Here is a 24,974-nt window from a genome sequence, read left to right as displayed (position 1 = left end):
CGCTATTAAGCAGCTGCTTTACGAGCGTCTTTGATCAATTTTGCTACGCGATCAGTTGTCGCAGCGCCGTTAGAAACCCAGTGCTCAACGCGAGCTAGGTCTAAACGTAAAGTTTCTTCTTGGCCACGGGCCAATGGGTTGAAGAAACCAACACGCTCAATGAAACGACCGTCACGAGCGTTACGGCTGTCAGCAACAACGATGTTGTAAAATGGACGCTTTTTAGCGCCGCCACGAGCTAAACGAATGGTAACCATGCGTTTTCAATCCTCTAATGATTTGCTTGAAGCAAAAATAAAAACTGGAACCCCGTGTTCGCGAAGAGTCCCAGATAGAAAGCCGGAAGATTTTACCTGACTTTTCAACGAATGCAACCAAATCTGGCGATTATTAAACCTGCCACCCTAGTGCGCTCGTCGATCTAAGCTAAATCAACCGACTGATAAAACATTAACTTTGGTCAAAATAGCTGAAATTAACGGCCGGGAAATTTCATCCCGCCCGGCATCATGCCACGCATTCCGCGCATCATTTTTTGCATGCCACCCTTGGCCGACATTTTTTTCATCATCTTTTGCATCTGGGTAAACTGTTTCAATAAACGGTTTACGTCTTGAATTTGCGTGCCTGAACCCGCGGCGATACGGCGCTTACGCGAGCCCTTGATTAAATCCGGGTTTTTGCGCTCTTTGGCCGTCATAGAGTTGATGATGGCTTCCATTTGGCCCGTCATCTTGCCGTCTTGAATTTGCGCAAGGGCCTCTGGCGGCAATTGACCGACACCGGGCAGCTTTTCCAGCATGTTCATCATGCCGCCCATATTTTTCATTTGCTGTAGCTGTTCACGGAAATCTTCTAAATCGAAACTGCCGCCCTGCTTCACTTTGGAAGCCAGCTTCATCGCCTTTTCTTTATCGACGCCGCGCTCCACTTCTTCGATAAGCGATAACACATCGCCCATGCCCAAAATACGTGAGGCGATACGATCGGGATGGAATGGCTCTAACGCGTCGGTCTTTTCACCGACACCGAGGAATTTAATCGGTTTGCCTGTGATATGGCGAATCGATAATGCCGCACCGCCGCGGGCATCACCATCGACCTTAGTTAAGATGACACCGGTTAAGGGCAAGGCTTCATTAAAGGCTTTGGCGGTATTGGCCGCATCTTGCCCCGTCATCGCATCGACAACGAAGAGGGTTTCGATAGGTTTAACCGCGGCATGTAGCGCCTTGATTTCATCCATCATGGCTTCATCGACGTGCAGACGGCCTGCGGTATCGAGGATAACGACATCAATAAACTTTAGTTTTGCGTGGGCAATGGCCGCTTTCGCAATGTCGATTGGCTTTTGGCTGACGTCCGATGGGAAGAACTCCACATCGACTTCACTCGCTAAGGTCTCAAGCTGTTTGATTGCCGCTGGACGATAAACGTCGGCGCTGACCACCAATACGGATTTCTTATGGCGAGTACGCAGTAATTTACCTAATTTGGCAACACTGGTGGTTTTACCCGCACCTTGCAGGCCCGCCATCATAATCACGGCGGGTGGCTGAGTCGCTAAATCTAAGGCTTCATTCGCCTCGCCCATGGATTTTTCAAGTTCGCTTTGAACTATCTTAATAAAGGCTTGGCCTGGGCTTAAACTTTTCGCCACTTCTTGGCCAACGGCGCGCTCTTTAACATTGTTAACGAACTCACGTACCACGGGCAGGGCAACATCGGCCTCTAGCAGTGCCATACGCACTTCGCGCAGGGTTTCCTTAACGTTTTCTTCAGTTAAGCGACCACGGCCACTGATATTTTTCAGCGTGCGTGACAGTCTGTCGGTTAGATTCTCAAACATTATCCTGCTCTATACCTTTAAGGATCTCGATTAATGGACTGTATTATAACGATGCCGGCGCATTATGCTACTGCCACACTCATCTTGCGAGCACTTAAGCATTTTGCTTGCACTGGCTCATGTTTTACCGCTAGGCGTGAACTATTTACACCTAACAATAAGAATCTGCTAAATTTTGCAACTCATGTCACTGCCCATTTATCGACAGCTCATGTTATTCTAAGGAAAATATTGATCTGTATGCCCCGTTTTCAAGGCACCTTTAACAACACGAATAGGTTAATTATCCATGGTCATTTTTTCCGCCTCAGCCATGTTTTTTTACTGCATTGCATTGGTATTAGTGACAAGCCGACTGTTCCATCCTGAGGGGCCTAATCGCCGAGCCGTTGCGGGTGTGGCGGCGATTGCCGTTATTTTACATGCCGCTGCACTGTCCCAAGCGATATTTACCAGCGACGGACAAAACCTCAGCCTGACCAATGTTATTTCATTAGTGAACTGGATTATCGCCTTCACCTTTACTGTGATGATGTTCAGACTAAAAGTGATCGTCGTTGTACCCGTGGTTTATGCCTGTTCTGTGCTATCTGTGGCCCTACTCTGGTTATTACCGCCTAAATTTATCACCCACTTTGAACTCTACCCCGAAGTATTGGCCCACGTTGTATTATCACTCATGGCCTACAGTGCACTGATGATTGCCGCTCTGTATGCCATTCAGCTGGCGATGATCCAAAATAAACTTAAGAAGAAACAATTGATGTTAAGCCCTGGCATTCCACCGTTGATGACGGTAGAAAAGCAGCTCTATCATCTTGTGATTATTGGGGTTATCTTACTTAGCTTATCACTCGCCACAGGCTTTATCTTCCTCGACGATATGTTCGCCGATGGCAAAGGTCATAAAGCCATTCTGTCGATTATGGCTTGGTTCGTGTATATCACTATGCTGTGGCAACAATATTCCGTCGGCTGCAAAATCCGCACCGCCGTTATTTACACTTTAACGGGTGCAACCTTGCTCTCACTCGCTTATTTTGGTGCACGTATTGTTAAAGAGTTAATCCTCAGCTAATAATGTTAAGCCAGCGATATGATGAATGCTTTCGCTGGCTTGACACTCCTTTTAAATATCGGTATTTACTTAAGTTTACTGGCTAATTTGGGATCGACTTTTTGGACGCTATATCGACCGGCGCACTCCTCATTTTTTTACTAGTGCTCATTCTATTCTCAGCCTACTTTTCAGGCTCAGAAACCGCCATGATGACCCTCAATCGCTATCGTTTAAGGCATTTAGCATCCAATGGTCATAAAGGCGCAATACGGGCATTAAAACTGTTAGAACGCCCAGACCGCTTAATAGGCTTAATCCTTATCGGTAATAACTTAGTCAATATTCTAGCCTCAGCCGTAGCGACTATTATTGGCATGCGACTCTGGGGGGACTTAGGGGTCGCTATCGCCACAGGCGTCCTCACCTTAGTGGTATTAGTGTTTGCGGAAGTGACCCCCAAGACTATTGCCGCATTAAACCCAGAACGAATTGCCTTTCCATCGAGCATCTTACTGATCGCACTGTCGACAATATTTGCCTATGTTGTTACCAGCGTGAACCTCATCACCACGGGTATACTGCGTTTATTCGGTATCAAAACCATCAGCAGTAGCGATGCCTTAAGCCAAGAAGAACTTCGCACTGTCGTGCATGAAGCCGGGGCGCTTATCCCTCAGCGGCATCAAGAAATGTTGCTGTCTATTTTAGATCTCGAGAAAGTCACAGTTGAAGATATTATGGTGCCCCGTTCGGATATTTACGCCATTAACGTTAACGATGAATTTAAAGTCATTAACCGCCAGGTTATCCAAAGCCCTCATACCCGAGTGTTAGTCTACCGTGACACCATTGACGATGCGGTGGGCTTTATCCATTTACGTGATGCCCTGCGTCTACAATCCAAGGAACAATTCAGTAAATCCTCTTTATTACGCGCCGTAAAGGAACTGTATTTTATTCCCGAAGGCACACCGTTAAATGTGCAATTGGCGAATTTTCAACATAATAAAGAACGAATAGGACTCGTGGTGGATGAATATGGTGATATCCAGGGCCTAGTCACCTTAGAAGATATTTTAGAAGAAATTGTTGGTGATTTTACCACCTCTATGATTGCGACCCCGAGCGAAGATATTACCGTCCAGCAGGATGGTAGCTACTTGATCGACGCCAGCATCACCATCCGTGATCTCAATAAAGAAATGAAGTGGAATTTCCCAACGGATGGCCCTAAGACACTCAATGGGTTAATTTTGGAATATCTAGAAGATATCCCCTCGGAAAACACCAGTTTACGCCTCGCGGGCTACCCATTAGAGGTGATCGAGGTGGCTGATAATATGGTCAAAACGGTAAGGTTGATCCCGCAGCATTATCACCCGCCACGCCCATAATTCACGGCTTACCTCGCATAAAAAATCGGCTGAACCCAATGGGTCCAGCCGATTTTGCACTCCCCCGAGTAAATTAGGTCTTTTTTTGTGCCTCGATGGCGCGACGTTTTTCGATCGCTATGGGTGTTATTTCCTCATTCAGCGACTTTTCCAAACCCAGCATAAAATACACTTCGGCCATTAAAAAAAACGGTCCGATAAGCAGTTGATTTAAGTCGTCCACAAAGGCAGGTTTGGCTTTCTCATATCGATGACCGATAAGCTGAAAAACCCAACCTAGGATAAACACTCCCAACGCCAACCAGATGGCATTAGCCGAGTGTGATACCAGTTCAGTGGTATAGAGCACGGGAATTAAAAACAGGGTTAGCCCAATGGCTAACTTCCAGTGTAAGCGGACATAATACAGCAGCACAAGGACACCTAAGATCAGTCCTAAACTGGTTTCTCCCAAGCCTCCAAGTGGTACCCTAACGGTCGCCAATAACAAAAATGCCGACCAAATAATTAATGGAATACCAATGAAGTGCGTTTGAATATTTCGATGATTTAGATGCACACTTTTATAGGTTGATAACTGCTCTACGGCGGATTTCATCTGGGGCTCCTCTATTATTGTCCCTGCATTATGCTAATGCAGCTCCACTCTCACATAGGATTACAATACCTAAAATTAAGTGGTCGCTGATGCAATAAGCTAACGCAAAATATCCCCACTGAACAGAGAAAGTAAATGAAATGTTGCAAATACAAAAGAAAACAGGGAACCGCGGGTTCCCTGTTTAATGAGTCAATACTGAAGTCGGCTTATAGGGACTCGATGATCACAGTCGCTATGGCGTAGGATTTTTCATCGGCAATAGAAATATGCCCGACCTTCGCATTAAGCTGCTCTAGCCGAGCAAGAGCGCCCCCGGTAAATCCTATCGTCGGCGCGCCGTTATCATTGTTACCAATGTGAATATGCTGAAAAGAGACACCACGACCTATGCCCGTCCCCAGCGCTTTGGCGGCGGCCTCTTTCGCGGCAAAGCGTTTAGCCAGATATCGACTCGGTTGACTATGGGCACCATAGAGAGCAAATTCAGCCTCAGTCAGTACACGTTTAGCTAACCTATCACCCGCACGTTTAATCTGGGTTTCTATACGTTCAATTTCAACGATATCTGTGCCTAAACCAACAATGGCCATTATTCGCCCCGGCGCCCTTCAAGCATCAGGGTTTTCATATCCTTAACGGCGGTTGCTAAACCATCGATCGCCGCACGGGCAACGATAGCATGGCCAATATTGAGCTCATATAACTCAGGGATCGCGGCAATAGGCTTAACATTGTGATAGTGCAAACCGTGGCCAGCATTGACAATAAGCCCTTTGGCATGGGCATATTTTGCCATCTCGCTAATTCTGGCTAATTCACGGGCTTCATCCGCTTCCGTTTTAGCATCGGCATAGCAACCCGTATGGATTTCGATCAGTGGTGCGCCAGAGGCGACCGCGGCATCGATTTGGGTCTTATCCGCATCGATAAATAAAGAGACTTGAATACCATTAGCGGCTAAACGTGTCACTGCTGCGGTGATTTTCTCAAGTTGCCCAGCGACATCTAAGCCACCTTCCGTGGTAACTTCCTGACGTTTTTCAGGTACTAAACAAACATAGGTCGGTTTAACTTCACAGGCGATATTAAGCATTTCTTCGGTGACGGCACATTCGAAGTTCATGCGGGTTTTTAAGGTTTGTGCCAATAAATACACGTCACGGTCGATAATATGGCGTCTATCTTCACGCAAATGGATGGTGATACCGTCGGCACCCGCATGTTCTGCAACGGCCGCCGCATGGACGGGATCGGGATAATTAGTGCCACGCGCCTGACGTAGGGTCGCAATATGGTCGATATTTACACCCAATAAGATACGGCTCATCGGGAACTCCTTTATTGTAGTAAGGCTAGAATTAACACTGAAATTGCGCCCTATTGTACTGACACCCAGATGAAAAAACACTGCGACGCTCACTAAAAACAACTACTCGAGCGAATTATTCCCATCATGTTTTGCCATTAAGGCGCTCTGAAACAATTGCCGGCTGAGCAAAGGTTTAGTGCCAAGCAGAGGTTGTAGCATAGAACGCATCAACCGCTTAGCACTTAAAAAATGCTCCTCTAGCAATTGATTATCGTTAAGCGCCGTTAGCATGGCCCCTTGATAGGCGTTGCGGGCACGGGAATTCAGCACAAATTGAAAGCCTAACTCGGGAATGAGTTGATAGTAATCTTCAGGGATCAGCGCCTCACCTTGGGTGTCGCGACTCAGAGAAGGCATAGCCCCTAACTCCTGCAATAATGCGAGTTCAACATAACGCAACTGGGATTGACAAAAATCGGCGGCGAGACCGACTAAGGCGCGATGATAAATGAGGAATAAGGCTTCGGCATTGTGCTGCACAGACAAGGTGCGCATCAGCAACTCATTGATATACATGCCAGCATATAGACTGTGGCCGCTAAGCGGCACGGCGGGGGCCGCCGCTTCAATTTGTGTTAAGGTTTTTAATTCAGACTTGCCGCTAAACTCAAATATCAGCGGTTGAAAGGGCTGGAGAATACTCTTGATAGAACGCTTACCACTGCCGATTCTGGCAACCACATCGACGCGTCCAATGCCGTCAACCAACAGGTTAACTAAAGCACTGGACTCACGGTATGGACGGTGATGCAGAACATAACCCCGTTTCATCGATAAGCATGCTCCAATGACAAAAATTAATCGTCACCGTAACCTAAGCTACGTAGGGCGCGCTCATCGTCGGCCCAGCCGGATTTCACTTTCACCCACACTTCGAGGAACACTTTGTTATCAAACAGCGTTTCCATATCGAGGCGCGCTTGGGTTGCTATGGTACGAATACGCTCACCTTTACTGCCGATCACCATACGTTTTTGGCCTTCGCGCTCGACGAGGATCAGGGCGTTAATTTGATACACGCCATTTTCCATCATCTTAAACTGCTCGATTTCAACCGTGGCATCGTAGGGCAGCTCATCCCCAAGAAAACGCATCAGTTTTTCACGGACAATTTCCGACGCCATAAAACGCTGGGAACGGTCGGTGACATAATCTTCGGGGAAGAAGAATGGATTCTCCGGCAGGGAGTCAGCCGCTAATTCCAAAATCCGCTTAACGTTAGTGCCTTTGCTGGCTGAAATCGGCAGAATTTCATCGAAGGGATACTTCTTCGCGACTTCTTCCAAATAGGGGAAAAGTGCTTCTTTGTCTTTGATATTATCGACTTTATTGATAGCTAAAATGGTTTTACGCTCTTCACCACCGCGGCGCAGTTTACTCAATACCATTTCATCATCGGCGGTCCAAGTCATACCATCGACAACAAAAATCACCATAGAGACATCGGCAAGTGAACTGGCCGCGGCACGGTTCATCAAGCGGTTGATGGCACGTTGTTCTTCAATATGCAGCCCCGGTGTATCGATAAACACGATTTGCTTAGGGCCATCGGTATGGATGCCCATGATACGGTGACGGGTCGTTTGTGGTTTTTTAGAGGTGATACTCACCTTTTGCCCGAGCAAACGATTTAATAGGGTCGATTTGCCCACATTCGGACGGCCGATAATGGCCACCATGCCGCAGTAGGTCACATCATAGTGGGCCGACGGCGTTGGCGCGGCCGCATTCATCCTTGCCAGTAATTCGTCTAAGCTAGGTTCATTGCTCGCATTCGCGGCATCGACAGCTGGCAAGTCTGTTTTTTTGGTCATTTCTTCAGTAACTCCAATACTTGGGCCGCGGCGATCTGTTCGGCTTTGCGGCGTGAACTCGCCACCCCGATTACGCTTTGGCTCAAGTCTTCAATACGGCATTCAACGGTGAATGTCTGGTCATGGGCATCGCCTTCTATATTGATTACTTGGTAATCCGGTAGTGGCTTTTTTAACCCTTGTAAATATTCTTGCAGCAAGGTTTTAGCATCTTTCTGGCTTACGCCGGGTTGAATTTCCGCTAAACGCTCGGCATACCAGGTCAGCAGCAACTTGCGGCAGACCTCTAGATCTGAATCGAGATAAATCGCACCGATAATGGCTTCTACCGCATCGGCAAGAATGGACTCACGACGAAATCCACCACTTTTTAATTCACCAGGACCTAAGTATAGATAGTCCCCTAGCTTAAAAGCTTGGGCGATAAGCGTTAGGGTGTCGCCACGCACTAAGGTGGCGCGCATTCGGCTTAAATCGCCTTCGGTCGCCTTAGGAAACTGGTGATAAAGTGCATCGGATATCACGATGGATAAAATCGAATCACCTAAAAACTCTAGACGTTCGTTGTGTTTATTTGCCGCACTTCTATGGGTCAAGGCCTGGGTTAATAACTCAATTTTCTTGAACTCATAGCCTAAGGTACGACACAAACGTGGCAAATTTTTAATCGGTTCCATGCTATTTTATTCCACCTACACGCTCAAAACGCACACCGCTTGGTACCCAAGTTGGGAGGAAATCGGCGGCTGCGCGGTCAAATTCAAAACTAATCCAAATCGCTACCGCTTTACCAACCAAGTTTTCTTCGGGGACAAAACCCCAGAAACGACTGTCGGTACTGTTATCGCGGTTATCACCCATGGCAAAGTAATGGCCTTCAGGCACGAGGAATTCACCTGCGGGTAAGTTACCTTCGCGCTTAAAGTAACCCAACATATCAGGACGGCTTGGGTTGATTAAGATATCGTGGGCCACTTCGCCCAATTGTTCCTTATAACGCAACAATGGCACCCCATCTTGACTATAGTCGCCACGGCTGATCTCGGTACGTGCAACCACTTCTGGCTCGGGGCAATTTGACTGCTCAATACCACAGACTTTTTGGAGCATCAGCTGCTTATTGCGATAAATAATACGATCACCCGGTAATCCGACAACGCGCTTGATATAGTCAATTTGCGGATTTTCAGGGTATTTAAATACGATCACATCGCCACGTTCAGGCTCGCCCGTTTCAACTAGCTTAGTGCGCCATACGGGATCTTTAAGGCCATAACTAAACTTTTCCACCAGAATAAAATCCCCCACCAACAGGGTTGGCATCATAGAACCCGAGGGGATTTGAAATGGCTCATAAATGAAGGAACGCAGGATCAACACAAAGGCAATCACAGGGAAGATAGAATGCGCAGTTTCGACTAGGGTCGACTCACGAATGATTTGGTACTCGGCCTCTTCGGTTAACGTCGCCTGTGATGCCTTTGCCAACGCTAAACTCTCGCGGCGCTTAGGGGCAAACATCAGCACATCGACTAACCAGATAAGCCCTGAAATCAGGGTTACCAGCACTAAAATAATGGAAAAATAGGCTGCCATTGCTTATTGAACTCCTGCCTTGAAATAATTAAAGGTTCTTAACTTAGCGACTAGTGTATTTCGACTCGCGAACTTTAGTTAACTTACCGCATTTCATCATAAACACCACAAAATCATGCGATAACCTAACTAAAGCGCCGCAAACTGCGGCGCAATAGTTAACTAAATTGTCATGTTGTTACCCAAGATTACTCATTGAGTTTAAGTACCGCTAAGAATGCCTCCTGCGGCACCTCAACGTTACCCACTTGCTTCATCCGTTTCTTACCCTCTTTTTGTTTATTTAAGAGTTTTTTCTTACGGGAAACGTCGCCGCCGTAACACTTAGCCGTAACGTCTTTACGTAGGGCTTTTACGGTTGAACGGGCAATAATCTGGCTGCCAACGGCTGCTTGAATCGCAATATCAAACATTTGGCGTGGGATCAGCTCTTTCATCTTTTCAACAAGTGCTAAACCGCGGTGACGAATGTTTGATCTGTGGATGACCATAGCGAGGGCATCGACTCGATCGCCGTTAATCAAGATATCTAAGCGCACCATGTCGGCGGGATCGAAGCGAATAAAGTTATATTCGAGCGAAGCATAACCGCGGCTGGTCGATTTCAAACGGTCGAAGAAATCCATCACCACTTCCGCCATTGGCAGATGATAGGTCACGGCCACTTGGTTACCGTGGTAAACCATGTTCACCTGAGTGCCACGTTTTTCAATACACAGGGTAATCACGTTACCTAGGTATTCTTTTGGCACTAAAATGTTGGCCTCAACAATCGGCTCACGCATTTCTTCGATATTGTTAATCGCGGGTAAATCTGACGGGTTATCGACATAGACGGTTTCACCGTTCGTCATCACCACTTCATAAACAACCGTCGGTGCCGTAGTGATCAGTTCAAGATTGTATTCACGCTCTAAGCGTTCTTGAATGATTTCCATGTGGAGCAGGCCTAAATAGCCAATACGGAAACCAAAACCGAGGGCCGATGAACTTTCAGGCTCGAAGAACAATGAAGCATCATTCAGGCTGAGTTTGTTTAACGCATCACGGAAGTTTTCATATTCGTCGGTCGAAATCGGGAATACGCCCGCATAAACCTGCGGTTTTACCTTCTTAAAACCTGGCAGTGGCTTATCCGCGCCATTCTTCGCCAGCGTCAAGGTATCGCCCACTGGCGCGCCGTGGATCTCCTTAATACCTGCGATCACAAAACCTACCTCACCGGTTTTCAGCTCGGCCTTATCGGTTTGTTTTGGCGTGAAAATACCGACGCGATCGGCGGTATGGTTTTGTCCGGTCGACATCACCTTAAACTTATCGCCTTTCTTCAGGCTACCGTGTTTAATGCGCACTAACGACACAACACCCAAATAGCTATCAAACCAAGAATCTATGATTAAGGCTTGCAGCGGCGCATCCGGATTACCCTCTGGTGGCGGGATCTGTGCAACGATCACTTCTAACACATCATCGACGCCGACACCGGTCTTAGCGGAACAGCGCACGGCATTCATCGCATCGATACCGACAATATCTTCGATTTCGGCGGCAACACGCTCAGGATCGGCTTGCGGTAAGTCGATCTTGTTTAAAATAGGCACTACATCCAGATTCATATCCAGTGCGGTATAACAGTTTGCCAAAGTCTGAGCTTCTACGCCCTGACCCGCATCCACCACCAGCAATGCACCTTCGCAGGCCGCCAATGAACGTGACACTTCATAGGAAAAGTCGACGTGGCCAGGGGTATCAATAAAGTTGAGTTGATAGACTTGGCCATCTTTAGCCTTGTAGTCTAGGGTGACACTTTGTGCCTTAATCGTGATACCACGCTCACGCTCAAGATCCATAGAATCGAGCACTTGAGCATCCATTTCACGGTCGGTTAAACCGCCACAAACCTGAATAAGACGATCTGATAGCGTCGATTTACCATGGTCGATATGGGCAATAATTGAGAAGTTTCTAATGTGTTTCATTATGCTGCAATGACTAATACTGAAAATGGATACGGTTCAAAGGAGCGAAATTGTACCTGATTGCGGTTTCAATACCAATCAGATTCACTCCTAGTTACATTTATGCCACCAAAAGGCATGAAAGTCTCAAATTAACTTGCTATCTTAAACGGCTAATAGACTGAAACTAATCGGTTAATTTACCTAAACTGACGCCCATACCTAAATAAGCCAAAATCACGGGCTTTGCATCCACTTCGAGCCGTTTAGCCCACTGTTTTCCAAACCACCAAGCCAGCAAAGTGCCAAGGGCGGCAAAAGCCATGGCACTCAGATCAGGATTCAATTGGATAAGATGAGCGATAAATTGCCCTAAAACGGCCCCGGCAAACAAACCTAACAAAGGCAATAGGTAGACCAAGGCGGCCGCTTTTAGAATAACACTCTCGGGAAGACCTAACTTCAGAAGCTCACCGGGCTCGCAGGGACGCTCGCTTTGAATGGAGAATTGTTGGGTTTTGGCTGAAAAAGCCTGCGCCACGGCGGAAGTACCGCAGGACTCATTACTACTGCAACTCTTACAGGTGCTCTTAAGCTCAACTTCAACCCTGAGCCAGCCCTGATTATCACAGGCAATCACCCTTGCTACTTCTTCCATCATAGTGCAGCGCCCTATTCTAGTCTGAGGCTTTTTGCAATGCGCGACAGGGTTTCTGTCGGCACTTTACCTACGGCGACGACTTCAGCATTGCCCACTGTTTCAGAGACCAGCGATAAACCATTGCGGGTGATTAACTCCTCTGGCAATGGGCTAGAACCGGCTCTGGCCACATAAACGGAAATATTAGCGAGCCCATCGGTCAATGCGATATATTCCACCGCTTCATGGCTGCCGATTAAACGGTGATGATCACGCACAACAACGCTAAAACCCGCAGGTAACCAAGAGAATTGCCAATTTTGACCATCTTGTCGCTCCGCTTGATCGATAACAGCAGGCCACTCTTGTTTGTAGGCTTCCTGTAAAATAGTTGGCGGCTCGGTGAATTCGATAAGTTCAATCACCATGATCTGCTCAAGCAGTTGTTTATCTTGAGTCAGCATGTCATATCGCAGCGGCAAATAGGTCTCCATATCGAGCCAGATCTGAAAACCATAACGATATTCATCATTTGGTAACAAGCGGATCATTTGCCCAGGACGGCCTGCAATACGCGTTCGACCACCGAGCACGAATTGATAACCGACTTCTAAATCGCTCATTTTAGAGGAAAATGCCGCAGGCCAAACACCTTGAATATGATTAGATATAATGCTGTATGCCGGTTGATCGTGCTCAATAAAGGTCACACGATTCCCCACACGTACCGCATTCTTTGGGGGACCATTGAGGTACTCTAAAAAAGCAACCTCTTGTTCATTTACTTTGCCGTGAAGATAAACCAAAGGCCGAATATGATCGGCCTGAAGTTGGATAATCGATGCTTTAAACTCTTTCTCTTTTAACGCCTGACTCATTTTATCGAGCCAGACCTTGGCGGGCATATCTTCCTGCGCCATTGCAGGGAACACCAAGGCTAACAAAGCCAACAGGATTAGACGCAAGCTAACTCCTTACTACTGATTGAGCGGAACGGGGATAACCTCGGTATTGTCTTCTATAACCGCCCCAGTATTCAATCGTTGTTGCAACATATGATCTTGAATATAAGTATTAATTCGACGGCGTTGTTCGTTCATTTGATCATTAGTGTAACCTTGGTTTTGCTGCACTGGCCCAGTTTGTAAACTCACTGGAGAAGCACTGCCCACCAAAGGACGGGTGATCAATACCGGCGATGGAGACGCAGCATCATCGGCCGTTTGATTGTAATTTTGTACACCGACAATCGCAAACATAGCCACGGTTGCCGCGATAGCGTATTGACCAAACTGCTTAAACAATGGCACAACACGACTATTGCCAGCATTAACAGCAATTTGCGTCGTTACCGGAGAATCGACTTCAGGAGCCGTCACTTGAGGGGCGACAATCGCAGGTTCAAGTTCAATTGCAGCTGCAATGCTAGCGGAAAGATCTAACATAATAGTTTGAGGCAACTCGCCTCGCATAGCATCACCTATCATGTGATAGTTATGCCATTTATTATGCGAATGCGTATCGACAACTAATTCTGCCATGGTCTGCGCATCAGTCTCTCCATCGACCGCGGCAGATACCCATTCTTGACCTAATTTGTCCATTGTTCACCTGTATATAAGAGTTTTCTTAGTATAAGAACTAACTTAGTATAAGAACTTAGGCTTCCAGTAAGGGCTGGAGCTTTTTATCGATGGCCTCTCGAGCACGGAAGATACGCGATCTCACTGTGCCGACGGGGCAATCCATCACTATGGCAATATCTTCGTAACTCATACCGTCGAGCTCACGCAAGGAGATAGCCATTCGTAACTCTTCTGGCAGTGTCTCTAAAGTATCGAAAATCACTTTTTTGATTTCATCCGATAACATGATGCGCTCGGGGGAGGCAAACTCCTTTAGCGCATCACTGCCTTCATAATATTCGGCATCTTCAGCATCAACATCATTCGCAGGCGCCCTACGCCCCTGTGATACGAGATAATTCTTCGCAGTGTTTACTGCAATGCGATACAACCAGGTATAAAACGCACTTTCTCCGCGAAAGTTTGGCAAAGCCCGATAAGCTTTGATAAACGCTTCCTGTGCCACATCGGTAACGTCCGCTTGGTTACGCACATACCGCGAAATCAAGCTAATAACTTTACTTTGATATTTAAGCACTAACAGGTTAAAAGCGTTTTTATCTCCCCGTTGCACGCGCTCAACTAATTGTTGATCACTTATTTGTCCACTCATCCGAGCCGACTTCTCCCAAATCTAAAATGCTGATTTCTCAGTCGCTCGAATCATATTCACTTATGTAGACTAGCGTGCTTTGAAAAAGTTCTTAAAATTATACAAAAAAAGTAAAGGCAAAAGGAAAGTACCCATATTTCGTCAGTTGGTTTACCATAGATGGCACTCTCAGTCACATCATGATACCCGATGAAACAAGTAGTTGAACACCAATCTGACATATTAGTCATAGGTAGCGGTGCCGCAGGTCTGACACTAGCTTTGCATCTTGCTGAAAAAGCAAACGTAATTCTGCTTTCAAAAGGCCCGCTCTCGGAAGGGTCGACGTACTATGCCCAAGGCGGAATAGCCTCCGTCTTCGATGAAAGTGACACTATCGAATCCCATGTGGCCGATACTTTAGTCGCGGGAGCGGGTTTATGCGATAAAGAAGTGGTGACCTTTACCGCAGAAAACGCAAAAAGTGCCATGCAATGGCTTATCGAATGCGGCGTCGCCTTCGATAAAGAAGAAACCAACGATGGCAATGCTAAGGATGCGCCCTATCATCTCACCCGTGAAGGTGGCCATAGTCATAGGCGTATTTTGCATGCCGCAGATGCGACGGGCAAAGAAGTGCAAACAACGCTGCAAGAACGCGCACTTGCCCACCCCAACATTAAAGTGTTGGAACGCTATAACGCCATCGATCTTATTACCACCCGTAAGCTTAACCGCCCAGGAAACCGAGTGTTAGGCGCTTACGTGTGGAATCGCAACGAAGAACACGTTGAAACCGTTAAGGCCAAATTTGTCGCCTTAGCGACGGGCGGCAGTTCTAAAGTTTACCAATATACTTCAAACCCCGATGTCGCCAGCGGTGATGGTATAGCCATGGCCTGGCGCGCAGGTTGTCGTGTCGCCAATATGGAATTTAACCAATTCCACCCGACGTGTTTATACCATGCCGATGCGCGTAATTTTTTGCTGACCGAAGCGCTGCGCGGTGAAGGCGCTTATTTACGTCGCCCAGACGGTAGCCGTTTTATGCCCGACTTTGATGAACGCGCCGAGTTAGCTCCCCGTGACATCGTTGCCCGTGCCATCGATTATGAGATGAAGCGTCTCGGTGCCGACTGCGTTTATTTGGATATTAGCCATAAAGATAGCGACTTTATCATCAAGCATTTCCCGACGATTTACAGTCGCTGCTTAGAATTAGGCATAGATATCACTCAAGGTCCTATCCCTGTGGTACCCGCAGCCCACTATACCTGTGGCGGCGTAATGACAGACTTGCATGGCCAAACGGATCTCAATGGACTCTATGCGATTGGTGAAGTTGCCTATACAGGCCTGCATGGTGCCAATCGCCTTGCGAGTAATTCTCTGCTCGAATGTCTGGTATTTGCCCGCGCCGCCTCACAGGATATTGAGAGCCAATTGCATAAAATCGCTCTACCAGGGCAAATTCCGCCTTGGGATGAGAGTAAAGTATCAAATTCGGATGAAGAGGTTGTGATTGCCCACAATTGGCACGAACTGCGGCTATTTATGTGGGATTATGTCGGCATTGTGCGCTCGGATAAGCGTCTCGAACGGGCACTGCGCCGCTGTTTGATGCTTCAGCAGGAAATCCAAGAGTATTACAGCAACTTCAGGGTCAGCAATAACCTGCTCGAACTGCGTAATCTAGTGCAGGTGGCTGAACTCATCATTCGCTGCGCGATGGAACGCAAGGAAAGCCGTGGATTGCATTACAATATTGATCACCCAGGCAAACTAGACTCGCCACTGCCGACCATTTTGCAACCAGAGAAATAAATCGGTAAAAACCACTTCAACATGCTACAGGCTAAATTTCAGTACGAGATTTAGCCTGCAATGTTTTAGCATTGAGCAGCAAGCGGCATAAATGGCGATAATCGGCATCGGTAAACATATCGGCCCAAAGCGGCAATACCCTAGGTTTAGCGTCGATATCGAGATACATCAAACATACAAACGGGGTCACCCAAGTCCGCCGTAAAACCTGAAAATGCTCCCCCGTAGCAAGCCGCCCCTCGCCATTTCGATTGAGTACAAAGCATAATTGCCAATCTTTAAGTCGCCAAAATTGATACAGCAAAAAACACACATTCAGCGAAATAACTGCCAGTTTTAATAGAAAAACGCCAAAGGACTCAGTTTGGGGCCAAGCGAGCAAGGATGATAAGCAAATAGACATAAAAACGACCAACGATAGTCGTTGGTCGAAGGAGGCTTTGACACTAAAACTATGGTGCCGCTCTTCCACGGACTTTCACCACCATACGAGCTAATTCGGCGTCAGGGCAGATTTCATGGCCCATAAACCACGCAAATAACTCCGGATCTTCACACTCGAGCAAGCGAATAAACACGGCTTTATCTTCATCGGCTAAATCTTGATAAACATGTTCGACGAAGGGTTGAAACAGTACGTCTAGCTCCAGCATGCCGCGGCGACATGCCCAACGTACCCGTGCAATGTTCATTAATTCCAAGGTTTTTCTCCCAAAACAAATTTGGCCTTAGTCTACCAGTTCATTCCCTAAGGTGTCGATTGAGAAGGTCCAAATTAGCATTGCTGCACTTGAGCATCGAGACCCGCAAACAGATCACTGAAATCCGTTTCTAATAATCGTTTTACCGCCGGATGTTGGATCATTCGCTCGGCAAACATCACATGGTATTCCTCTTTCACATCGAGGGTTTCACCGAGTAAATGCATACCATGGGAGATCACCTCCTGACGATAAATAGACGGCGTAACAAAAATACCGCGTTTCAAGTATCCAAATGCCTTCATCATTGCCGCATCATCAAACTCACCTAAAATACTCACATTGAGATTTTGTTCATCAAACCAACGATATAACTGCTGACCAAGGGAAGTTCTACGCCCAGGGATCAGTAACTGACCTTGCTCTAAACAAGCAGGAAAATCTGCACTATAGGGTTCGGCAGAGAAGAAACTCACGCCACATTCGCCAAGCTTCTTAGATAGAATTTCAGGGTACTTCAAAGACTCGCCAGCACAATCCGAGAGGATAATATCTAGCTTATGTTCACGCAGCCGAGCCATCAAACTCTCGTGTGTCGCTTCATAACAAGCCAAATGCATTGAGCCATCGTTCGGGACAACGGTCAATAAAACACGACTAACCAAGGCCTTAGATAAAGCATCGGCAATGCCTACCTCAAACAGAATCGCATCATCTTTTTGATAGTTAAGTAGATCGAGCATCTCGTAGCTAAGGCTGAACATTTTATCCGCATAACGAAACACTAACTCCCCCAATTCGGTCGCCTCTAAGGTGCGCCCCACTCGCTTAAATAAACTGCCATTTAACCTGTCTTCTAAGGCGCGGATCTGCCCCGTTATGGTTTGCGGCGTTAAGCAAAGGGCCTCAGCAGCCTTAGCTACTGAACCCTTTTTTTTAATCATCCAAAAGTAATACAGATGGTTATAATTCAAATGCAGCATAGCCACTCACCTTTTCTATCATTTATACCGTTGCGCTTAAGTACACTCAACGGCACTCAGTATTGCAAAGGTTCACCATAGCGCTCAACGATGTGGATCCTAGTGGCTATTTTAAACGCTGACAATCCAATAAGTTAACAACTATGCCCTGTAATTGTTCTAGATCGGCAGCGGTCCCAGTACTGACGGCTTCTGTGATTCCCAAGACTAACGTATCGCGGTCAGGTATACGACTGGCACAGTAGGTTCGGTTGGCTTCTTGGAAACGCTTGCCACCGCGGTATTTGAGCGCACGAGACTCATAACCGTTGGTTTCGAGCCTTGCGCCTAATGCCTCCGATTTAAACATCAAAGCACCATCGACTATACCTTCAAGGTAACTCTGGCAGGTTTGTGACGTTACGTCTTTATTACAGGCATCAATTTGAGAAGCCATCACAGTTGAAGATAAGGTTAAGAGGGCTGCTATTCCTACTAATTTCAAGTTTATCATAGTCATACTCCTTTTTTAGGTAACACTTTTGATAGCCAGAAATACCCAACTAAGGCGGCAAGAATCGACCCAATTAAGGTGCCTAGCCGAGCCAAATCACCGTACATAGGATCCGCTTGCTCGAAGGCTAATGAGGCAATAAACATCGACATAGTAAAACCAATACCGCACATGGCCGCGACCGGCGCAATTTGCTTCCAGCCTATACCGTCGGGTAATTGCGCCAATTTCAGTTTTACTGCAACAAAACTAAACACCATGACCCCTATCGGTTTACCTAGGATTAACCCTAAGGCAATTCCCACTGGCACCGGCGAAATAAGTGTATCTAAACTCATATTTCCCAATGAAACACCCGCGTTAGCGAAGGCAAACACGGGCAGAATGAGGAAAGTACTCCATGGATGCAGGCTGTGCTCTAGATGCTCTGAGGGTGAGCTGCCATCTTTAGCTCGAAGCGGTATACAAAAGGCAATGATAACCCCCGCCAGAGTCGCATGAACCCCCGACTTAAGCACAGCAACCCAAAGAATAAGGCCGAATATTCCGTATGGCGTCAGTGAAGTCACGCCTTTACGATTTAACCCAACAAGGCCCGCAATCGCCAAACTGGCAATCACTAAGCTGATGGTCGATAAATCACTGCTGTAAAACAGCGCAATAATCACGATAACGCCCAAGTCATCGATAATGGCCAAGGCTAATAGGAAGACTTTTAGCGCCACGGGAACACGGCTTCCCAGTAATGCCATAATCCCGAGCGCAAAGGCGATATCCGTTGCCGCTGGAATTGCCCACCCCGCCTGCGTAACAGGATCGCCATAGTTGAATAACAGATAGATCCCCGCAGGGGCAATCATGCCACCTATTGCGGCAAAGGTTGGCAAGGAAGCTTGAGTAACACTCGACAGTGCTCCTTCGAGCAATTCACGTTTTACCTCTAAACCAATCAGTAGAAAAAACAATGCCATTAAGCCATCGTTAATCCATAGCAATAGAGGTTTATGGATATCGAGAGCACCAACACGAACCTGAACATCTGTGCCTAAAAATCCTTGGTAAAGCCCAGATAAAGGAGAATTCGCCAGCAACATGGCTAGGGCAACAGCAACCAATAGGAGGATGCCCCCCGCCGATTCTTGACTCAGAAAATTTCTAATTGCTTTTTCCATCTTGCACTCCAAAAAACCATAATGAGTTGAGTGTAAATGAATAATAACAACAAATATAATCGTAAGTTTCGACAAAACACCTCGGTTTTTCCGAGGTGTTAGCCGATTAAATCGCTGTTATATGGCCACGGGGGCTTTGATATGGGGATGGGGATCGTAGTGGGTCAATTCGAAATCTTCGAATTGATAATCAAAAATGGAGGCAGGTTTACGCAAAATGGTCATGCTGGGTAATGGTTTGGGATCGCGGCTTAACTGCAACGCCGTTTGCTCCATATGATTGGAGTACAAATGCGTATCACCGCCAGTCCATACAAAATCCCCTAAGGCGAGATCGCACTGCTGGGCCACCATCATTGTCAGCAGCGCATAACTTGCGATGTTGAATGGTAAACCAAGGAACACATCACAGCTGCGCTGATAAAGCTGACAAGATAATTTACCCTCGGCGACATAAAACTGGAAAAATGCATGGCAAGGCGCTAGGGCCATTTTATCGAGTTCCCCCACATTCCATGCCGACACAATAAGACGGCGTGAATCAGGCTGAGATTTTATCTGCGCGATCACCTGTGAAATTTGATCAATAGCATCGCCACTCTGGGTTGGCCAGCTGCGCCACTGTGCACCATAAACGGGTCCCAAGTCGCCGTTTTCGTCGGCCCATTCATCCCAAATACTCACTTTGTTTTCACGCAGATAAGCAATATTAGTATCTCCCTTTAGAAACCAAAGCAACTCATGGATAATAGAGCGCATATGGCACTTCTTGGTCGTCACTAGGGGAAACCCCTTACTCAAATCGAAACGCATTTGGTAGCCAAATACCGAGCGAGTGCCTGTACCTGTGCGATCGGATTTATCGACACCTTCAGCTAAGATGTGCTTCATTAAGTCTAAATACTGTTGCATTACTGCTTACCCTGTGGACGAAAGATTAAATATAAACCGAATAAAATCATTGGCACAGATAGGATCTGCCCCATAGTCATAAAGCCCCAATAGAGTCCCAACTGTGCATCGGGTTGCCTCACCGATTCCACCAGCACACGGAAAATACCGTAACCGAATAAGAACATCCCAGACACAGCACCGACTTTGTTTGTACGTTTGCTAAACCAGAACAAGAGCAAGAACAGCGCTACCCCTTCAAGCGCAAATTGGTACAATTGCGACGGATGACGTGGCTCAGGTCCACCGCTTGGAAACACCATGGCCCAAGGAACATCGGTCACGCGTCCCCAAAGCTCTCCATTGATAAAATTACCAATACGCCCAGCACCTAATCCGATCGGGACTACTGGCGCCACCATATCAGCAACGGCGAAGAAAGTGCGCTTTTGTTTCCATCCGATGTAAATCATGGCGGTAATCACCCCCATCAATCCACCGTGAAATGACATTCCTCCCTCTGAGATCTTAAATAAATACATAGGACTAGCGAGGAAATAATCGAAATGATAGAAGAGCACATATCCGACTCTACCACCTAAAATCACCCCTAGGAATCCATAAAATAACAGATCGGACACTTGCTCACGGGTCCACCCCCCCTGAGATCTGTCCGCTTGACGATTGAGTAACCACATCGCCGCGACAAAACCCACTAGATAGGTAAAACCATACCAACGTAAGGCTGGCTCAAAGGTTTGCCCAAAAAGATTAAAGGGGCCAAAAGATACGATCACGGGATCGATATTGGGAAAGCTCAGCGCCATAACACATCCATTAGCAGTCTCAAACAGAGGTAAAATAAAAACTAGGTCAACATTAACTTAAGGCCAACACACAGTAGTAACAGTGCAAATATCTTTTTGAGTACAGGTGTTGGCCAAGTGCTTGCCGCTTTCACCCCTACAGGTGCCATCAAGACAGAAGTGATCACTAAACCAAACAATGCGGGCAAATAGATAAATCCGACGGTACCATAGGGTAATTCAGGCGCATTTATCCCCGCAATAATGTATCCGACACTACCGGAAAGAGAGATCAAGAAACCCATAGCCGCAGAAAAACCAACGGCGTAACGCATTTGCAAGCCATAAAAAGTCAAAAATGGCACTATGAGTATACCGCCACCTATCCCTGTCAAACCGGCCAAAACCGCAATAAAAGCCGATGCAATAAAAAGCACCGCAGCATTGGGTAACTGACGCTTCGACTCGGCCTTAACGGGGTAAGCCATCTGAATTGTCATTAAAATTACGAAGATAGCAAAACCTTGCTGTAAGGTGTCTGCGGGAATACGCCCAGCAATAAAGCCTGAAGCAAGCGCCCCGATAACCAGTCCTGGTAACATTGATTTGAATAAATCCCAAGGAATGTTGCCACGCTTATGGTGGGCTCGCGCCGACGAAATTGAAGTGAGAATAATAGCCGCCAACGAAGTGGCAATCGCAATATGGGGTAACTGAGCAGAGGTAATACCGACCGATGGCAAAATATAGAGCAGTGCGGGCACGACAATCAATCCGCCACCGATCCCTAATAGCCCCGCCATAAAGCCGACAAATGCACCTAAGGCCAAACAAATAAAAAACACCGACAACAAACTATCCACACGAGTACCTACAGCGTGATAAATTGAGGGTCTTAGCTTAAAGCAAAAGACAACTTTAGTTAATTAAGAATTGTCGCTAGACCTTGAGAGTTCAAATATTCTTTAACCAGCTCACGTACTTGAAAGCCATTGGATAGACTTAGTGCCTGTGCCAGCAATTGGTCTAAATCGGCGCGAGCGACTCGGCGCAACAGGTAATTTATGCGTGCTAGACTGCCTTGGTTCATGCTCAGCTGATCATACCCCATGGCCACCAATAGGATTGACCCCATAGGTTCCCCCGCCAATTCTCCACAAATACTGATATCGAGCTTATGGTAGCGACAATCGAGGTGAGCTTGATGTAATGCCCGTAAAATCCCTGGGTGGTAACTATCGAATAATGAACTTACTCTGGGGTTATTACGGTCGACGGCTAACAGATATTGAGTCAGATCGTTGCTACCAACGGAAACAAAATCGACACGTTTAGCCACTTCATCGAGTTGATATAACAGCGCAGGAACCTCAAGCATTATGCCGATTCTAGGCATAACAATCGCGCTATTGACATCATTTTTTAATTCAATAAACGCCTGCTGCAAATATTCAAGAGACTGATCAATCTCATCTAAGTTACTGACCATAGGCAGTAAAATACTCAATTGCCGCCCTTGTGCACCAGCCAACAGCATAGCTCTTAACTGCACTAGAAATAGTTCCGGATGGTCGAGCGATAACCGAATACCCCGCCACCCAAGGAAAGGGTTATCTTCTTTAATCGGAAAATAAGGTAAAGGTTTATCTCCGCCCACATCTAAGGTGCGCATCACGACTGGTCGACCGGACGCCGCCGATAACACCTGCTGATACACTTTCACTTGCTCAGATTCACTCGGGAATCGTTGTTGCAACATAAAAGGGATCTCAGTGCGGTAGAGCCCAATCCCATCTGCGCCTTCGGCAATTTCAGAGGCGACACCACTGAGCAAACCCGCATTTAAATACAAACGGATACGAGAGCCATCCGTGGTCACTGAAGGTAAAGAGAGTTCCTGAGCATATTGTCGCTGTAGGGCTTTTTGCGCCGAAATCAAACTGCGGTATTCACTGACAATCGCGGGGGATGGCGACACCATCAAGTGTCCACGACTGGCGTTAACCACTAAGAGTTTTTGATCTATATCGGCGGACAATAACTGCTCTACCCCCGTTATCGCTGGTACGCCCAGTGCCCGAGCGAGAATAGCAGCATGGGAATTGACGCCACCAAGCTCAGTCACAATTCCCGCTAACTTTTGCCTTGGGAACTCAGCCAACATAGTCGCATCGGCTTCACGGGTCACTAAAATAACCGGTTTATCGGGCTCAAGCTCTAAACGCTCAGGCTCAATAAGCTGGCGTAATACTTTTTGACCTAAGTCGCGGATATCACTCGCCCGCTCCTTAAGATAAGGATCCTCCATCGCCAAAAATTGCTGGATGTATCTAAGGGACACACGACTGACCGCAGATTCGGCCTCCCACCCCAGTTGAACTTCACGGGCGTATTCCCCCCCTAAGCTGGCATCATCGAGCAATAACAACAACGCATTGAAGATAGAGACAACCTCTTCATCCTGCTCACGGTCAAATCGTTGGGATAGGGCGCCAATTGCCTCTTTGCACCGCCCCATTGCCGCGACTAATCGGCTAGATTCCAGTGCAATATCTTGGCAATGTATATCGGGTTGCTCTAGGGAAATTTCTCCGCCCAGCACAAAGGCATGGGCAATGGCGATGCCATTTGAGGCTGAAGTACCTTGAAAAAGAATCTGTTGGTGATGCGAACTCACCTGTGCCTTTTGTTTCAAACCGCGCACCGCCATCGCGAGCTGAGCGGCAAGCGTCATCAAAAAGGCTTCTTCACCTTCGCTAAACTGACGAGCACTCGCCTGCTGGACAACGATAACGCCAACCACAGCTTTCTGATAGATGATAGGCACAGCTAAAAAGGCACGGTATTCCTCTTCGGCCACTTCAGGAAAGAGCTTAAATCTAGGGTGCACCCGGGCATCGGCTAAATTAACGGCTTCTTCTCGTTCGGCGGCTAAACCCACTAATCCTTGGCTGAGTGGCATACGCACTCGACCGACGGCACTTTTTTCAAGGCCATCGGTGGCAGATAACACGAGTTCTTGCTGCTCTAGAATATAAACTGAGCAGCACTGGGTTTCCATCGCGGCCTTCGTCGATGAAACTAAGACTTCTAATGCGGTTTCTAGACTATGGGCAGATGCCACAGCCTGGGTGATATCCCTGAGCGTATTTAACACTGTTTTCAATCCTCTTTTGAAAATCAGCCTGTTGCCTTTTGCCGTCCCCGCTTTTTCGGTATTTCTTGGGTCTGGAATGACAATGCCGTTACCGCAAACTCTTTCATTACCTTACGATAAACATCACGCTTAAATGAGACGACTTGCCGTACAGGATACCAATAACTTACCCAACGCCAATCATCAAACTCAGGATGTCCCGAAGAACTCAAATTAATCGCACTGTCTTGGCTTTTCAGTTGTAACAGAAACCACTTTTGCTTTTGCCCAATACACACAGGTTTACTGTCTTGCCTCACTAAACGCTTTGGCAGACGATACCTTAACCAAGAGCGAGTGGAAGTTAATATATGTACGTGCTCGGGTCTTAGGCCCACTTCTTCATATAACTCACGGTACATAGCTTCCTCCGCCGACTCACCGTCGTCGACCCCCCCTTGGGGGAATTG

At 47.0% G+C, this 24,974-nt stretch carries 27 protein-coding genes; 3 read left to right on the top strand and 24 right to left on the bottom strand.

Translation table 11 applies throughout. The annotated features are described in order from the left end of the window. Positions 1 to 5: 5 nt before the first annotated feature. Both rpsP and ffh read right to left on the bottom strand, forming a co-directional pair. The gene (gene rpsP / locus COW15_RS17240) at positions 6 to 257 is read right to left on the bottom strand and encodes a 30S ribosomal protein S16 (RefSeq protein WP_198782703.1); all 252 of its coding nucleotides are present in this window, start codon (positions 255 to 257) and stop codon (positions 6 to 8) included. A gap of 218 nt (positions 258 to 475) precedes the next feature. After that, on the bottom strand, positions 476 to 1,849 hold the full coding sequence (gene ffh, locus COW15_RS17235; RefSeq protein WP_293634363.1) for a signal recognition particle protein: 1,374 nt from the start codon (positions 1,847 to 1,849) through the stop codon (positions 476 to 478). Positions 1,850 to 2,138: 289 nt separating this feature from the next. Between ffh and ccsA the strand changes: the two genes are divergently transcribed. Next, the gene (gene ccsA / locus COW15_RS17230) at positions 2,139 to 2,927 is read left to right on the top strand and encodes a cytochrome c biogenesis protein CcsA (RefSeq protein ID WP_293634361.1); all 789 of its coding nucleotides are present in this window, start codon (positions 2,139 to 2,141) and stop codon (positions 2,925 to 2,927) included. A gap of 101 nt (positions 2,928 to 3,028) precedes the next feature. Beyond that, entirely contained in the window at positions 3,029 to 4,303 is a 1,275-nt protein-coding gene (locus COW15_RS17225) for a CNNM domain-containing protein (protein ID WP_293634359.1), read from the top strand. A gap of 73 nt (positions 4,304 to 4,376) precedes the next feature. Here the strand turns inward: COW15_RS17225 and COW15_RS17220 are convergent, their stop codons facing one another. From COW15_RS17220 to rpoE, 12 genes are all read right to left on the bottom strand, one after another. Further along, complete coding sequence (locus COW15_RS17220) at positions 4,377 to 4,901, bottom strand: Mpo1-like protein (protein ID WP_293634358.1); 525 nt, start codon at positions 4,899 to 4,901, stop codon at positions 4,377 to 4,379. Between the two features lie 209 nt (positions 4,902 to 5,110). Beyond that, positions 5,111 to 5,494, bottom strand: a complete 384-nt coding sequence (gene acpS, locus COW15_RS17215) for a holo-ACP synthase (protein WP_293634357.1) — start codon at positions 5,492 to 5,494, stop codon at positions 5,111 to 5,113. After that, positions 5,494 to 6,231 (bottom strand): pyridoxine 5'-phosphate synthase, encoded by a 738-nt coding sequence (gene pdxJ / locus COW15_RS17210; protein WP_293634355.1) that lies wholly within the window; start codon positions 6,229 to 6,231, stop codon positions 5,494 to 5,496. Before pdxJ ends, acpS begins: the two co-directional genes overlap by 1 nt. 102 nt (positions 6,232 to 6,333) lie before the next feature. Next, positions 6,334 to 7,044 (bottom strand): DNA repair protein RecO, encoded by a 711-nt coding sequence (gene recO / locus COW15_RS17205; protein WP_293634353.1) that lies wholly within the window; start codon positions 7,042 to 7,044, stop codon positions 6,334 to 6,336. A gap of 26 nt (positions 7,045 to 7,070) precedes the next feature. Beyond that, complete coding sequence (gene era, locus COW15_RS17200) at positions 7,071 to 8,087, bottom strand: GTPase Era (RefSeq protein WP_293634351.1); 1,017 nt, start codon at positions 8,085 to 8,087, stop codon at positions 7,071 to 7,073. Next, on the bottom strand, positions 8,084 to 8,764 hold the full coding sequence (rnc, locus tag COW15_RS17195) for a ribonuclease III (protein WP_293634349.1): 681 nt from the start codon (positions 8,762 to 8,764) through the stop codon (positions 8,084 to 8,086). Before rnc ends, era begins: the two co-directional genes overlap by 4 nt. A 1-nt stretch (position 8,765) precedes the next feature. Beyond that, a complete protein-coding gene (lepB, locus tag COW15_RS17190; RefSeq protein WP_293634347.1) occupies positions 8,766 to 9,683 on the bottom strand; it encodes a signal peptidase I in 918 nt (305 codons plus the stop codon). Positions 9,684 to 9,871: 188 nt separating this feature from the next. After that, the gene (gene lepA / locus COW15_RS17185) at positions 9,872 to 11,662 is read right to left on the bottom strand and encodes a translation elongation factor 4 (protein ID WP_293634345.1); all 1,791 of its coding nucleotides are present in this window, start codon (positions 11,660 to 11,662) and stop codon (positions 9,872 to 9,874) included. Between the two features lie 166 nt (positions 11,663 to 11,828). Continuing rightward, a complete protein-coding gene (locus COW15_RS17180) occupies positions 11,829 to 12,302 on the bottom strand; it encodes a SoxR reducing system RseC family protein (protein WP_293634343.1) in 474 nt (157 codons plus the stop codon). 11 nt (positions 12,303 to 12,313) lie between these two features. Continuing rightward, entirely contained in the window at positions 12,314 to 13,246 is a 933-nt protein-coding gene (locus COW15_RS17175) for a MucB/RseB C-terminal domain-containing protein (protein ID WP_293634341.1), read from the bottom strand. A 12-nt stretch (positions 13,247 to 13,258) separates the two neighbouring features. Continuing rightward, on the bottom strand, positions 13,259 to 13,885 hold the full coding sequence (locus tag COW15_RS17170) for an anti sigma-E factor RseA C-terminal domain-containing protein (RefSeq protein ID WP_293634339.1): 627 nt from the start codon (positions 13,883 to 13,885) through the stop codon (positions 13,259 to 13,261). A gap of 55 nt (positions 13,886 to 13,940) precedes the next feature. Next, positions 13,941 to 14,519, bottom strand: a complete 579-nt coding sequence (rpoE, locus tag COW15_RS17165; RefSeq protein ID WP_293634337.1) for an RNA polymerase sigma factor RpoE — start codon at positions 14,517 to 14,519, stop codon at positions 13,941 to 13,943. 189 nt (positions 14,520 to 14,708) lie between these two features. Between rpoE and nadB the strand changes: the two genes are divergently transcribed. Next, positions 14,709 to 16,322 carry an L-aspartate oxidase gene (gene nadB, locus COW15_RS17160; protein ID WP_293634335.1) on the top strand — a complete coding sequence of 538 codons (1,614 nt, stop codon included), beginning with the start codon at positions 14,709 to 14,711 and terminating at the stop codon, positions 16,320 to 16,322. Positions 16,323 to 16,353: 31 nt separating this feature from the next. On the opposite strand, the gene COW15_RS17155 is transcribed toward nadB, so the two are convergent. The 10 genes from COW15_RS17155 to rppH all read right to left on the bottom strand — a co-directional run. Then, the gene (locus tag COW15_RS17155; RefSeq protein ID WP_293634333.1) at positions 16,354 to 16,794 is read right to left on the bottom strand and encodes a protein YgfX; all 441 of its coding nucleotides are present in this window, start codon (positions 16,792 to 16,794) and stop codon (positions 16,354 to 16,356) included. Then, positions 16,775 to 17,023, bottom strand: a complete 249-nt coding sequence (locus COW15_RS17150) for a succinate dehydrogenase assembly factor 2 (protein ID WP_293634331.1) — start codon at positions 17,021 to 17,023, stop codon at positions 16,775 to 16,777. Before COW15_RS17150 ends, COW15_RS17155 begins: the two co-directional genes overlap by 20 nt. Before the next feature lie 74 nt (positions 17,024 to 17,097). Continuing rightward, positions 17,098 to 18,006 (bottom strand): transcriptional activator NhaR, encoded by a 909-nt coding sequence (nhaR, locus tag COW15_RS17145; protein ID WP_293634329.1) that lies wholly within the window; start codon positions 18,004 to 18,006, stop codon positions 17,098 to 17,100. Between the two features lie 106 nt (positions 18,007 to 18,112). Further along, positions 18,113 to 18,499, bottom strand: a complete 387-nt coding sequence (locus COW15_RS17140; RefSeq protein ID WP_293634327.1) for a hypothetical protein — start codon at positions 18,497 to 18,499, stop codon at positions 18,113 to 18,115. Between the two features lie 2 nt (positions 18,500 to 18,501). Continuing rightward, the gene (gene nhaA / locus COW15_RS17135) at positions 18,502 to 19,671 is read right to left on the bottom strand and encodes a Na+/H+ antiporter NhaA (protein ID WP_293634325.1); all 1,170 of its coding nucleotides are present in this window, start codon (positions 19,669 to 19,671) and stop codon (positions 18,502 to 18,504) included. Positions 19,672 to 19,788: 117 nt separating this feature from the next. Then, positions 19,789 to 20,583, bottom strand: coding sequence for a thymidylate synthase (thyA, locus tag COW15_RS17130; RefSeq protein ID WP_293634323.1), 795 nt, complete (start codon positions 20,581 to 20,583; stop codon positions 19,789 to 19,791). Beyond that, positions 20,583 to 21,389, bottom strand: a complete 807-nt coding sequence (gene lgt / locus COW15_RS17125; RefSeq protein WP_293634321.1) for a prolipoprotein diacylglyceryl transferase — start codon at positions 21,387 to 21,389, stop codon at positions 20,583 to 20,585. Before lgt ends, thyA begins: the two co-directional genes overlap by 1 nt. Before the next feature lie 41 nt (positions 21,390 to 21,430). Then, positions 21,431 to 22,231, bottom strand: a complete 801-nt coding sequence (locus COW15_RS17120; protein WP_293634319.1) for a sulfite exporter TauE/SafE family protein — start codon at positions 22,229 to 22,231, stop codon at positions 21,431 to 21,433. Positions 22,232 to 22,290: 59 nt separating this feature from the next. Continuing rightward, positions 22,291 to 24,525 carry a phosphoenolpyruvate--protein phosphotransferase gene (ptsP, locus tag COW15_RS17115; protein ID WP_293634317.1) on the bottom strand — a complete coding sequence of 745 codons (2,235 nt, stop codon included), beginning with the start codon at positions 24,523 to 24,525 and terminating at the stop codon, positions 22,291 to 22,293. A 23-nt stretch (positions 24,526 to 24,548) separates the two neighbouring features. Then, positions 24,549 to 24,974, bottom strand: a 426-nt coding sequence (gene rppH, locus COW15_RS17110; RefSeq protein ID WP_293634315.1) for an RNA pyrophosphohydrolase, incomplete at its 5' end; no start/stop codon positions are given.

The sequence above is a fragment of the Shewanella sp. CG12_big_fil_rev_8_21_14_0_65_47_15 genome, from assembly GCF_002783505.1.
Lineage (GTDB): Bacteria > Pseudomonadota > Gammaproteobacteria > Enterobacterales > Shewanellaceae > Shewanella.
Note: the sequence above shows the minus strand (reverse complement) of the source record. Positions and strands in the feature narration are given on the sequence as shown.